The 12,384-nt window shown below is 73.8% G+C and carries 9 protein-coding genes; 5 read left to right on the top strand and 4 right to left on the bottom strand.

What is annotated here, in order from left to right; genetic code table 11:
- The 4 genes from Cs7R123_RS12595 to eis all read left to right on the top strand — a co-directional run bounded on the left by Cs7R123_RS12595 (position 1) and on the right by eis (position 4,151).
- Positions 1 to 768 carry a cyclase family protein gene (locus tag Cs7R123_RS12595; RefSeq protein ID WP_212826278.1) on the top strand — a complete coding sequence of 256 codons (768 nt, stop codon included), beginning with the start codon at positions 1 to 3 and terminating at the stop codon, positions 766 to 768.
- Positions 769 to 839: 71 nt separating this feature from the next.
- Positions 840 to 1,298, top strand: a complete 459-nt coding sequence (locus tag Cs7R123_RS12590) for a nuclear transport factor 2 family protein (RefSeq protein ID WP_212826276.1) — start codon at positions 840 to 842, stop codon at positions 1,296 to 1,298.
- A gap of 167 nt (positions 1,299 to 1,465) precedes the next feature.
- On the top strand, positions 1,466 to 2,911 hold the full coding sequence (locus tag Cs7R123_RS12585) for an ATP-binding protein (protein ID WP_212826274.1): 1,446 nt from the start codon (positions 1,466 to 1,468) through the stop codon (positions 2,909 to 2,911).
- Positions 2,912 to 2,960: 49 nt separating this feature from the next.
- Positions 2,961 to 4,151, top strand: a complete 1,191-nt coding sequence (eis, locus tag Cs7R123_RS12580; RefSeq protein ID WP_212826272.1) for an enhanced intracellular survival protein Eis — start codon at positions 2,961 to 2,963, stop codon at positions 4,149 to 4,151.
- Positions 4,152 to 4,295: 144 nt separating this feature from the next.
- Here the strand turns inward: eis and Cs7R123_RS12575 are convergent, their stop codons facing one another.
- Both Cs7R123_RS12575 and Cs7R123_RS12570 read right to left on the bottom strand, forming a co-directional pair.
- Entirely contained in the window at positions 4,296 to 6,524 is a 2,229-nt protein-coding gene (locus Cs7R123_RS12575; protein WP_212826270.1) for a M4 family metallopeptidase, read from the bottom strand.
- Positions 6,525 to 6,675: 151 nt separating this feature from the next.
- Entirely contained in the window at positions 6,676 to 7,968 is a 1,293-nt protein-coding gene (locus Cs7R123_RS12570) for a hypothetical protein (protein ID WP_212826268.1), read from the bottom strand.
- 396 nt (positions 7,969 to 8,364) lie between these two features.
- Between Cs7R123_RS12570 and Cs7R123_RS12565 the strand changes: the two genes are divergently transcribed.
- On the top strand, positions 8,365 to 9,453 hold the full coding sequence (locus Cs7R123_RS12565; protein WP_212826266.1) for a DUF3626 domain-containing protein: 1,089 nt from the start codon (positions 8,365 to 8,367) through the stop codon (positions 9,451 to 9,453).
- A 9-nt stretch (positions 9,454 to 9,462) separates the two neighbouring features.
- On the opposite strand, the gene Cs7R123_RS12560 is transcribed toward Cs7R123_RS12565, so the two are convergent.
- Both Cs7R123_RS12560 and Cs7R123_RS12555 read right to left on the bottom strand, forming a co-directional pair.
- On the bottom strand, positions 9,463 to 10,650 hold the full coding sequence (locus tag Cs7R123_RS12560) for an aminoglycoside phosphotransferase family protein (RefSeq protein WP_212826264.1): 1,188 nt from the start codon (positions 10,648 to 10,650) through the stop codon (positions 9,463 to 9,465).
- A gap of 23 nt (positions 10,651 to 10,673) precedes the next feature.
- Positions 10,674 to 12,284: an MFS transporter gene (locus Cs7R123_RS12555; RefSeq protein ID WP_212826262.1), complete on the bottom strand. Its 1,611-nt coding sequence runs from the start codon at positions 12,282 to 12,284 to the stop codon at positions 10,674 to 10,676.
- Positions 12,285 to 12,384: the final 100 nt, after the last annotated feature.

Below are 12,384 nucleotides of genomic sequence, written 5' to 3'. Positions count from 1 at the left end.
ATGCACATGATCGACCTGTCCTCACCCGTGGACGCCGCGGCCTGGGAACCCGAGCCGGTGATCCACGAGATCATCACCCCGGCCCAGGGCGCGGTGCACATGGCCGAGGAGATGAAGCTGCACTTCGGCGTCGACTTCGACCCGTCGGCGCTGCCCGGCGGCGAGCTGCTGTCCATCGACACGCTGCGGCTGACCACGCACACCGGCACCCACATCGACGCCCCGTCGCACTACGGCAGCACGGCGGCCTACGGCCCGCCGCGCCACATCGACCAGATGCCGCTGGACTGGTTCCACCGCCCGGGGGTACGCCTGGACCTGACCGCCGCCGACGGCGACACCGTCGACGCCGACTACCTGGACAAGGAGCTGGCGCGCATCGGCTACCGCCCCGAGCCGCTGGACATCGTGCTGCTGCACACCGGAGCGTCGGCCTGGGCCGGGACCCCGCGCTACTTCACCGACTTCAAGGGCCTGGACGCCTCGGCCACCAACTTCCTGCTCGACCTGGGCATCCGGGTCATCGGGACGGACGCGTTCAGCCTGGACGCGCCGTTCGGCAAGATGCTCGCCAAGTTCAAGGAGACCGGCGACCGGGGCGTGCTGTGGCCGGCCCACTTCACCGGCCGCGACCGCGAGTACTGCCAGATCGAGCGGCTGGCCAACCTGGACGCCCTGCCCGAGCCGTACGGCTTCACGGTCTCCTGCTTCCCCATCAAGATCAAAGGCGCCGGGGCCGGCTGGGCCCGCGCCGTCGCCCTGCTCTGAGCCGCCCAGCTCACTGTCGCCCAGCTCACTGTCGCCCTGCTCCCTGTCGCCCTGCTCTGAAAGGACCGCACATGGCACTGACCGCCTTCAACCAGACCCTCGACACCGCCCCGCTGTACGTCGCCGTCCAGCAGTTCTACGCCCGCCACATGCAGCTGCTCGACGAGGGCGACCCGGACCAGTGGGCCGCCACGTTCACCGAGGACGGCAGCTTCCACGCACCCGGCCTGCCCGAACCCGTACGCGGCCGGGCCGTGCTGGCCCAGGCGGTGCGCGACACCCGGGCCAAGCTCGCCGAGCAGGGCGAACTCCGGCGCCACTGGCACGGCATGGTCAAGGTCGCGCCCGCCGCCGACGGCTCCCTGGACGTACGCTGCTACGCCATCGTGATCCAGGTCGCCGCCGACGGCACCCCGCGCCTGCACCGCCACTGCGTCTGCCAGGACAACCTGGTCCCGTCGGTCGACAGCCCCGACGGCTGGCAGGTCCGCTCCCGCCAGGTCACCCTCGACCCCCTCGCCACCGCCTGACCCGCTTCTGCCTTGAGGCCAAGTTGCCGGGCAATCGGGCGTATCGGGACCGCTCATACGCCCGACTGCCCGGCAACTTGCGAGGAGGGGTGTTGTCCCGGGGGCGCGGGCGGGTGGAGTTAGGTAGATTGAATCTACGTAGATTCAATCTACCTAAGGTGGCGGTGATGGCGGAGGCGTTCGTCGGGCGTACGGCGGAGCTCGGCTACCTGGGCAAGCGGCTCGACCGGATCCGGTCGAACGGGGCCGGGGTGGCGGTGGCGCTGCGCGGGCGGCGGCAGGTGGGCAAGTCCCGGCTGGTCCAGGAGTTCTGCGACCGGGCCGGGGTGCCGTACCTGTTCCACACCGCGGTGAAGGGGTCGTCCCAGATCGAGGCGCTGGCGGCGTTCAGCGCCGAGCTGCGCGAATCGGGGCTGCCCCGCGACCGCGAGCTGATCCCTGCCGCCGGGGCCGCCAACTGGCCCGACGCGTTCCGCCTGCTGGCGGGCGCGCTGCCCGGCACGCCCTCGGTCGTGGTCCTCGACGAGGTGCCGTGGCTGGCCGAGCAGGACGACCAGTTCGACGGCGCGCTCCAGGCCGCGTGGGACCGGCTGCTGCGCGACCGGCCGGTGCTGCTCCTGCTGCTCGGCAGCGACCTGCACATGATGGAGCGGCTCACCGCGTACGACCGGCCGTTCTACGGGCGGGCCGACAACATGGTGCTCGGGCCGCTGAACCCGGGCGACGTCGCGGGCGCGCTCGGCCTGAGCGGCGGCGACGCCATCGACGCCCACCTCGTCTGCGGCGGCCTGCCCGGCATCCTGCGGGCCTGGCCGCACGGCACCCCGCCGCAGGCCTTCGTGGAGGCCGAGTGCGAGGACCCGGCCTCGCCGCTGTTCAGCATCCCGGAGTCGGCGCTGATGGCCGAGTTCCCCGCCCCCGACCAGGCCAAGCGGGTGCTGGAGGCGGTCGGCAGCGGCGACCGCACCCAGGCGAACATCGCGGCCAGCGCGGGCGGCCGCCAGGGCCCGCTGCCCTCAGGCGTGGTGTCGCCGCTGCTGCGCCGGCTCGCGGAGGAGAAGCGGGTGCTGGCGGTCGACGAGCCGCTGTCCACCCAGCCCGGCAAGCCGAACCTGTACCGGATCGCCGACAGCAACCTGCGCCTCTACCTGGCCGCGCTGCGGGCGGCGCAGGAGCAGGCCCGGCGCGGGCGGCCCCAGGCCGCGTACACGGTGGTCAAGCGCCGGTGGGCGTCGTGGCGCGGCCGGGCCGTGGAACCGCTGGTCCGCCAGGCGCTGGAGCTGGCGGCGCTCGGCGGCGAGCTGCCCTGGCCGGGTGCCGAGGCGGTGGGCGGCTGGTGGAACCGGCAGTTCGATCCCGAGGTGGACCTCGTCGGCGCCGACCGGGCGCCGGTCGCCCAGCGGATCTGGTTCGCGGGCTCGGTCAAGTGGCTGAACACGCCGTTCGACGGCCACGACCTGGCGGAACTGGTGCGCGGCGCGGCGCGGATCCCCGGGTTCGAACCCGGCGTGTCCGGGCTGGCGGCGGTGTCGCTGTCGGGGGTCGCGCCCGACGCCGCGAGCCGGCTCGGGCTGGTGTGGGGCCCGGAGCAGGTGCTGGCGGCGTGGCGCTGACGCGCCATATCCGAGCGATCCGGCCGGGGGCGCCTGGCAGGATGGCCCGGTGACGTTTGAGGTACGGGCGCTGACGGCGCAGGACCAGAAGCAGGCGTGGGACCTGGGCAGTCTCGCCTTCGGATACCACGATCAGCCGATGCGGGAGGGCTGGGTCTCCGACAGCCCGGGGCGGTTCACGCTCGCCGCGTTCGACGAGTCCGGGCGGATGGTCGCCAAGGCCGTCGACCGGACCCAGGAGCAGTGGTTCGCCGGGCGGCTGGTGCCGACCTGCGGTGTCGCCGGGGTGGTGACCGCGCCGGAGCTGCGCGGGCGCGGCCTCGGGCGGCTGGTGCTGACCCGGCTGCTGGAGCACGCCCGGCAGCGCGGCGCCGTGATCAGCACCCTGTTCGACACCACGCCGCTGCCGTACCGGGCGCTGGGCTGGGAGGAGGTCGGCTCGCTGGACTACCACGCGTTCCCGACCCGGGTCCTGGCCGCGGTCCGCCCCGATCCGGCGATCACGCTGCGCCCGGCCGTCGAAGCCGACGTGCCCGCGATCCACGAGGTCTACCGGCGGGTCGCCCGGACCGGCACCGGCATGCTGGAGCGCTCCGGGCCGCTGTTCGCGGGCACCCCGGCCGACTTCCTGGGCGACTACAACGGCGTGACCGTCGCGGTGGGCGCCTCCGGCGCCGTCGAGGGGTACGCCAGCTGGGACCGCGGCGCCGGGTACGACGCGGGCGGCAAGATCACCGTCGACGACCTGATCGGACTGACCCCGGGCGCGACCGCCACGCTGGTGGCGATGCTCGGCGGCTGGGCCAGCGTCGCCCCGACCACGGTCATCCGGCTCGGCGCCGCCGACCCCGTCCGCAGCCTGCTGGCCAGGGTGGACGGCAAGGTGGAGTCGTCGCAGCCGTGGATGCTGCGCGTCGTCGACGCGCCCGGGGCGGTCGCGGCCCGGGGCTGGTCCCGCCACGTCGGCGGGCAGGTCGACCTGGACCTCGCCGACGCCGAGTGCCCGTGGCACGCGGGCGCGCACCGGCTGGTGCTGGACGGCGGGCAGGCCCGGCTGGAACCGGGCGGCGCGGGCACGGTCCGGCTGACCCCGCGCGGCCTGGCCGCCTGGTACGCCGGCGCCGCCACCCCCGACCAGCTACGCCGCAGCGGCCACCTCACCGGCGGCACCCCCGACACCGACGCCTTCCTCCAGTCGGCCACCGCCGGCCCCACCCCCACCCTCCACGACTACTTCTGACCCCGGAGGTTCGTGCAGTTTTGGGGAAAGTGCGCGAATGGCGGCCAAGATTCCAGCGTTTCCCCCGAAACTGCACGAACGGGCCTGCATCAAAGGCGAAGGGCGCCACCCCGCACGGGGTGGCGCCCTTCGTTCGGTGCGGTGTTACAGGGTCAGCGACCAGGTGTCGATCCGGCCGGTGTCCGCCGTGGCCGCGTCCTGCACGCGCAGGGTCCAGGTGCCGTTGGCGGCCTCCGAGGACAGGTTCACGGTGAACGTCTGGATGATGTTGTCGGCGCTGCCGCCCGCCCGGTTGGACAGGGTGTAGACAGAGCCGTCCGGCGCGACGAGGGAGACGACCAGGTCACCCTTGTACGTGTGGTAGATCGTCACCGGGACCGAGCTGGTGGCCGACGCGTTGCGGTTGCAGCCCGAGATGACGATGGTGCTGGTCACCGTGGTGTTGTCCGGGATGGCGACATCGTTGCCGTTGGTGCCGGTGCAGCCCGGGGCCCCGTTGACGGTGAGCGAGTACGTGGTGGTCCGGGTCGAGCTGGCGCCCGTGCCTGTGACCGTCACCGCGTACGTGCCCGCCGGGGTGGCGGCGGTGGTGGAGATGGTCAGCGTGGAGGTGCCGCCGGCCGAGGTGATCGACGCCGGGCTGAAGCCGGCGGTGGCACCGCTGGGCAGGCCGGACGCGGACAGCGTCACGGTCTGGGCCGAGCCGTTGGTCAGCGTCGCGGTGATGGTGCTGGTGACCGCGCTGCCCGGGTTGACCGAGCCCGACGCCGGGGAGGCGGCGAGCGAGAAGTCGTTGCCGACCGGGCAGGCCGTGTCGGTGCTGGCCACGTTCACCGCGGTCCACGCCGCCTGGACGGCCTTGTACTCGGCCGAGCAGGAGCCGTAGAGGAAGGTGGCCGCCGCCAGGGTGTGCAGGCGGGCGTTGTTGGCCGGGGTGCTGGTGTTGACGTACGCGGTGCTGGAGGTGAAGTTCACGTCCAGCGCGCGGTACCAGATCTTCTCCGCCTTGGCGCGGCCGATGCCGACCACGGCCGGGGCCGAGCCGCAGACCGGGCTGGTGCCGTACGACGTGGCGCCGGTGCCCTCGGCCAGGTTGAAGAAGAAGTGGTTGGCCACACCCGAGCTGTAGTGCACGTCGACGTTCTTGGTGCTGGTGGACCAGCAGCTGTGCGACGAGCCGTCCAGCGACGGGTTGTACATGTAGCGCAGCGGCGTGCCGTTGCCGTTGATGTCGATCTTCTCGCCGACCTGGTAGTCACCCGGGTCCGACGGCGCGTTGGCGTAGAACTCGACCATGTTGCCGAAGATGTCCGAGGTGGCCTCGTTCAGACCGCCGGACTCCGCCGAGTAGGTCAGGCCCGCCAGGGCCTCGGTGACGCCGTGGCTCATCTCGTGGCCCGCGACGTCCAGCGACACCAGGGGCTTGGCGTTGCCCGAGCCGTCGCCGTAGGTCATCTGCGCGCCGTCCCAGAACGCGTTGACGTACGCGCTGCCGTAGTGCACCCGGCTGGGCACGCCCGTGCCGTTGCCGAAGATGCCGTTACGGCCGTGCACGTTCAGGTAGTAGTCGAACGTCTTGGCGGCGCCGAAGTGCGCGTCCACACCCGCCGACTGGCGGTTGGAGTTGCTGCCGGTGCCCCAGGCGTTGTCGGCGTCGGTGAAGGTGGTGCAGGTCGACGTCCCGTTGTTCATGTCACAGGTACGGCCGCTGCCGCGCACCGGGTCGATCATCGAGTACGTCGAGCCCGACAGCGTGGTGTCGATCGACACCGCGCCGGTGTAGATGCCGTTGCCGGTGCCCGCGACCGTCTCGATCTCGTCGAACTTGCCGATGTGCGCGCCGGTGACCGCGTCCGTGACGACGTGCAGCTTCGACGGGGTCTGGCCGTCGGCGGCCCAGCCGTTGACGACGCTCTCCCAGGCCAGGCGACCGCTGCCGGACGTCGCGTCCACGAACAGCTCCGTGGAGCCGGTGGTGGTGATGGTGCCGGCGAAGTAGGTCGTGGCCGTGGCCATGGCCGTGCCCGCGCTGATCTTCGGGGTGATGCTCAGCGTGAGCGGCGAGGCCAGGCCGTTGGAGGCGCCGGTGAAGGCGCCGCCGGGGGCCGAGTGGACGACGAAGTCGCCACCGGAGACCCGAAGGCCCTGGTAGGTGCGGTTGTACCTGGTGTGCGCGGCGCCGTTGGCGTCCTTGACGACGCGCTTGACGGTGTAGCCGTCAGCCGCCGAAGCGCTGATCGACGCGGCGGTCGCACCGACGGAGCTGGCTTTGCCGGCAGCTCCGCTCGGTGCGGCAGCGCCGCTGGACGCTGCTGTTGCCACGAACGCGGCCGCGGTGACGGCCACGCTCGCGACGGCGAGGAATTTCCTCACGAGTCCTCCCCGACTCTCCAAAGGGTCATGCGGCGGTAGCCACAAGTTCTCTCTGGATACACGAAAGTCGGAGTCAAGGAAAGACTTACATATTGAGATACGTGTGTGACAGACTGAGTGACTCCGCTGGTGAAACGGGTCTCAGTGTGCCTTATACAGCGGATTCAGGGGTCCACCCGTGCAATCGCGCAGCCAGATCGGCGGGCACCGTCCACAGTGCTCGCGGCAGCACCGCGTTGCTGCCGGAGAACACCAGCCGCAGCCGGGGCTCGTCCCCGGCGAGCTCCAGCGCCACCTTGGGCTTGCGCTGCTGGCCCAGGCCACCGAGTCCGAACAGGATCACCGGCTCCTTCACGGGCAGGCCGAGCGCGGCCCGGCCGTCGCGCCACACCCGGTAGGCGTGGCCCAGCCGCCACGGCGCCGACTCGCCCAGACCCTGGTAGAGCCCGTGCACCCAGGTGTCGGTGAGCTCGGCCCGGAAGGCGCGGCTGGGGCGGCCCGCGAGCAGGCTCGCCAGCTGGTCGTCGACCCGCACCCCGGACAGGGCCAGCGCCTGCGGCACCTCGCCCCGGCGCAGCGCCTCGAATGCGGGCGCGGCCAGCCCGGCCTCGGCCACCTGCCAGCGGTCGGTCGCGGGCGTGCCCGCGTGGCGGGCGTGCCACAGCCACGGGGTGGCGTCCCAGCGGTACCGCTGGTTGGCGCCGATCAGGTCGGCCACGGACAGGATCAGGCAGTCGTCGGCGGTGCGCACCGTCAGCCAGCTGCCGCGCAGGTGCGGACGCACGTTGCCGTACGGCGCGAGCGCGACCACCGCGTTGCGCTGGAAGCGCCCCGACTGCTCGCGCGGGAAGTGCCAGCACAGCGCCGCCGGGTCCAGCACGGCCACGTCCGCGGCGGCGTGCGCGGGCAGGACGCCGTCGACGGTCACCCGGGGCGCGGCCGCGGCCGCCTCGCGGTGCTCGAAGCAGCGGCGCTGGCGCCGCAGTTCCCGGGCGGCGTCGGGCACCGGCGTCCGGGTGGTGAACAGGCCGGTGCGCCGGGCCCACAGGATCAGCTCGTCGGCGGCCGCCTGCGCGGTCCCGTGCAGCCGGTACAGCACCAGCGGGCGGGTGCTGTGGCCGCCGGAGCCGTCGTCGTCCTCGTGCACCTGCACCTCGTAGACCAGCTCGCCCGCCGAGTCCAGGTCGTATCCGGACTCGGGGCTGCGGGTCCAGCTGTGCCCGCCCCACTGGTGCTCGGCCGGGATGCGGTGCGCCCGCACCACGGTGACCACCGCCGACCAGCAGCCCTCATCGGCCTGCGAGAGCAGCGCGCGCACCGTCGCGCCGCGCTGTCCGGTGAACTCGCCGACAGACACGGAGACGCCCGCCTCGGCACACAGCCGCGCCACCGGCGCGAGCAGTTCCGAGCGGCGGGCCGCGTGGACGTCTTCAAGGTTGGGCATGGCCGGGATTCTCCCTCAGTGCTGCGACACCGGCGGGCTTCTTCCGGTTCTCGATCGGGTGGGTGAACGCCCAGGGCGCCGGCGTTCCCGTCACGACTCCGCGCGCGGCGACAGGTCGGCTCCGCGTCCAGAAAGAGCCCTCTGACAAGGTACTTCCTGTCGTCGGCGCGCGCCATCGCATCGAGGTATAGGTGGCGGTCTACGGACGGCCGCCGCGGCGCCGTCCGGATCGGCGCGACCTGCGCAATCAGGTATCCGTCGCGCCGGGCCACCACTCTGCGTCATCCTGCCGACACAGAATTGGCATATCCGGTCGGCGGTAACTCGGATGACCTTGGGCCGGGCGCGGGCCTATCCTCGGCGAGCCGAGAGGACATGCCGGAAAGGTCGCCCGCGATGGACGAAGTCATCCTCACCGCGGCGCAGGCGCGCGCTCTGGACCACGTACGCGTGCGCGCCCGTGCCGGCCGCGGGGACGCCCTGGCCGCACTCGACCGGCTGCTCACCGGGACCGGGCACGGCCCGGCCGAGGTGATCGCCGCCGCGCTCGGCCGCGCCCGGATCACGCTGAACTTCCACCCCGACCGCCTCGCCGCCGACGGCCGCAGCGTCGCCCGTGCCCTGGCCGAGGACGGGATCTACCGCAGCCAGTTCGAGACCGGCATCTCCAACGGCGCCCGCACCGCGTACCCGGGCGGCGGCCGCGACGTGTGGGAGGAGTCGCTGTTCGGCGGGGCGTACCACAGCCCCGAGGTCACCGGCGCCGACCGGCCCCGCTACGGCGGCCTGGACCTGCTGGCCCACCCCGACGGCGCCTGCCCCCGCTTCGGCTCCTGCTACCTGCGGCTGCGCCCGCACACGCTGGCCCGCGCCACGTTCTGCGTGGGGGACAGCCATCTCGGGCCCGAGCACCTGGGCACCGCCGACGCCGCCGAGGCGGTCCTCGCCGCGCTGCTGCGCACCGCCGCCGACACCGGGACCGCGCTCGGGGTGGCCGGGCTGACCGTCGCCGACCTGGTGGCGCGCCTGCACGAGCCGCGCCCGGCCGCACCGCACGGCGCGGCGGCCCGCTCACTGGACGACTACCTGGAGGTCCAGGTGCACGGGCCGGTGCTGCTGGCCCGCGACGTCGAGGCGGTCGTGGCCGATCCGTCCTTCCGGGACACCCCCAGCGGCAAGCACCTGGCCGAGCTCGCCGACCGGCACGGCGTGGAACTGCACTGGCACGGCGGCTTCCGGCTGCCGGTCGACGGCGTCGACGCCGACTTCCGCGGCCCGGCGATCCCGGTGCTGGCGCGCCGGGTGCACCGGGAGTTCGCCGGGCCCGGGGCGCCGGTCGACGCCGCGCTGGTCGGGCTGGCCGCCGCCTCGGCGACGACCGAGCCGGGCCGCTGGGCCGACCACGGCACCCAGGACGAGACGCTCCAGCACCTCAAGCAGCTGTGGCACGTCCTGGTCCGCTTCGGCACCCCGGCGGCCGCCTGAGCGGCCCGCTCAGCCCTCGGCCTCCTCGGCGGCGCGGGCCAGCCAGAACGGCACGTCGTCGGCGTGGTACGGGTGCTCGGCCGGCTCGATCGCGGTCACGAATCCGGCGTACACGGCGGCGTTGCGCAGCGCGACGACCGGCCGCAGCAGTGCCACCGCCCGCGCCGGGTCGCTGCCCGGCACCGCCGCGCGCCACCGGCGCACCCACGCCTCGACCAGCGGCGCGGCCTCGTCCGCCGGGAGCCGCTCGGTCAGCCGCAGGATGTCGAAGGCCGGGTGGCCCAGCACGCAGTCGCCCCAGTCCAGGATCACCCGGTGCGTCGCGTCGCCGCGCGCGTTGCCCGGGTGCAGGTCGCCGTGGACCAGCGTGTCCGGCAGCCCGCACGCGGCCACCTCGGCCAGCCGGGCGTCCAGCCCGCGGGCCAGCGCGCGCACCCGGTCGTCGGCGTGCTCGGGGTGCGCGGCGACGACCCCGGCGCACAGGCGGGCCAGCGCCGCGCCGCGCCGGTCCGGGACCCCGAGCGCGCGCAGGGTGTCCAGTTCGGTCGCGGCGGTGAGCTGGATGCCGTGCAGGTCGGCGGCGATCGCGTCGCGCACGTCGGCGCCCGCGCCGTAGAGGTCGTCGCCGGGCAGGTGTGCCAGCAGCATCCGGCCGTGCTCCCCGGCGATCAGCGGGGGTACGAGCGAGGCGTGCGGCCCGGCACCCAGGTGCCGCAGCACGGCCGGTTCGTGGGCGAAGAAGCGCGGCACCTGCTTGAGCCACACCGGCCCGGCGGGCGTGTCCAGCCGCCAGATCGCCGACAGGTTCCAGGTGCGCTGCTGGGCCGCGTGTGTGAACGCGGGCCGCCCCGCCCCGGCCAGCGCGGCGGCCGCCCAGCGCAGCGTCGCGGCCGGGCCGCCCGGCTCGGCGTACGGGGCGCGGTGGGGGTGCGGGGAGAGGTCCAGTTCGGGCCCCGGTCCGAGGTCGGCGGGGGGCGCGACGGCCTGGGCCAGGTAGGTGACCGCGCCGCCGGGCGGGGCCGAGCGCTCGTGCGACAGCAGCCGCAGCACGGTGACGTCGAGGCCGAACCGCTCCCGGGCGGCGGCGACCACGTCGGAGCTCTCCTGCCAGTACGGCAGCGCCACCTCGAACGGCGGCAGCGTCCCGCGTACGGCGCCGTCGGCGTCGACCAGGACCAGCGTGACAGTACGGGACACGTCCGCCGAGGCTAGCCCCTGCGCTACCCCCCGCCCACCGGATTTCGGGCCGGTGCCGGACCCGGGGCGGGGTCGCCGCGGGCGTACTCGGCCAGCAGGGCGAGCTCGCGGTCGTGGCGCGGGAACAGGAACCAGACCAGGGCGATGCCGCCGAGGATGGCGACGATCGCGGCGGCGTAGGCGCGCTGGTCGCCGTGCAGGAACGCCGCGCGGGCCGCGGCCGTGATCTGGTCGGCGTACGCGGGGTAGCGGGCGGCGGTGTCGGCGGCCGCGGCGAACGACTTCTGCAGCTCGGCCTCGGTGGCCCGGCCGACCCTGGCCGCCTCGGGCGAGGCGGCCACCTGCCGCGCGAACGAGGCGGCGTAGCCCGCCGTGAGCAGCGCGCCCAGCACCGACTGGATGACCGACCCGCCCAGGTCGCGTTGCAGGTCGGCGGTGCCGGAGGCCATCCCGGCGCGCGTGACCGGGACCGAGTTGGTCAGCGAGCGCGAGGCGGGGGTCCCGGCGAAGCCGACCCCGGCACCGAGCAGGGCGTACGCGAGCCCGACCCGCCAGTATCCGGCGTGCTCGTGCCACAGCAGCAGCATCACGGTGAACGAGAGCAGGCAGCAGGAGTAGCCGACCAGCAGCGTGAACCGGGCGCCGTACCGCTCGGTGAACCTGGCCGAGGCCGGTGCGCACAGCGCCATCAGCACGGGGGAGGGCAGCACCGCCGCGCCCGACTGGAGCGAGGTGTAACCGAGCACGTTCTGCATGAACTGCTGGCCGATGAACAGCGCGCCCATCAGCGAGCCGAACACGACCATCCCGGCCAGGGCGGCGACCCAGAAGACGCGCCGGGAGGCGATGGCGAGGTCGTACAGCGGGAACCGGGCGCGGCGCTGGCGCAGCACGAACGCGATCCCGGCCGCGGCGGCGACGACGGCCAGCGACAGCACGGCGGTGCCCTGGCGCGGCATGGGCGCGAAGTTCACCGCCAGCACCAGGCCCGCGATCGTGAACACGGACAGCACGCCGCCGAGGTGGTCGACCGGCTCGCCGCCCTCGTGCACGTGCGCCGGGACGTACCGCAGCGCCATGGCCAGCGCGACCACCAGCATCGGCAGGGTGAGCAGGAAGACCGCGCCCCACCAGAACAGCTGGAGCGTCGCACCCGCCGCCAGCGGGCCCAGCGCCGAGATCGCACCGCCGATGCTCGACCACAGCGCGATCGCCCTGGTCCGGGCCGGGCCGGTCCAAAGGGCGGCGATCAGCGACAGCGTCGTCGGATACGCCATCCCGGCCGACAGGCCGCCCAGCACCCGGGCGCCGAACAGCACCGTGTCGGTCGGGGCGTACGCCGCGAGCAGGCACGCGGGCACCGACAGGCACATGCCCGCGACCAGCATCCGCTTGCGCCCCCGGCTGTCGCCGACCGCACCCAGGTACAGCACCGAGGCCGCCAGGCCCAGCGAGTAGCCGACCGCGATCAGGTTCAGCACGGACTGCGAGGAGTCGAACGCGCGGCCGATCTCCGGCAGCGCCACGTTGGCCACCGACAGGTTCAGATTGGCCACCCCGGCGACGAGGACGAGCGCCACCAGCACCAGTCCGGGCCGCGCGGGCGAGGTGCCGGCCGTGCTGGTATCCGCCATCGTGGACCTCCGCCGCCGGACCGTCCCCTCGAACCTAAGCCGACGCCCCCGACCTCGGCAGGCGAACAGCGCGGGTTGCTAAGGTCAGCCCGACAACGGA

Source organism: Catellatospora sp. TT07R-123 (assembly GCF_018327705.1).
Taxonomy (GTDB): Bacteria; Actinomycetota; Actinomycetes; order Mycobacteriales; family Micromonosporaceae; genus Catellatospora.
This window is presented reverse-complemented; position numbering and strand designations above follow the sequence as displayed.

Coding starts and splice junctions, on each gene's coding strand:
- Cs7R123_RS12595 (WP_212826278.1), top strand. CDS start 1: ATGCACATGATCGACCTGTCCTCACCCGTGGACGCCGCGGCCTGGGAA.
- Cs7R123_RS12590 (WP_212826276.1), top strand. CDS start 840: ATGGCACTGACCGCCTTCAACCAGACCCTCGACACCGCCCCGCTGTAC.
- Cs7R123_RS12585 (WP_212826274.1), top strand. CDS start 1,466: ATGGCGGAGGCGTTCGTCGGGCGTACGGCGGAGCTCGGCTACCTGGGC.
- Cs7R123_RS12570 (WP_212826268.1), bottom strand. CDS start 7,968: ATGCCCAACCTTGAAGACGTCCACGCGGCCCGCCGCTCGGAACTGCTC.
- Cs7R123_RS12565 (WP_212826266.1), top strand. CDS start 8,365: ATGGACGAAGTCATCCTCACCGCGGCGCAGGCGCGCGCTCTGGACCAC.
- Cs7R123_RS12555 (WP_212826262.1), bottom strand. CDS start 12,284: ATGGCGGATACCAGCACGGCCGGCACCTCGCCCGCGCGGCCCGGACTG.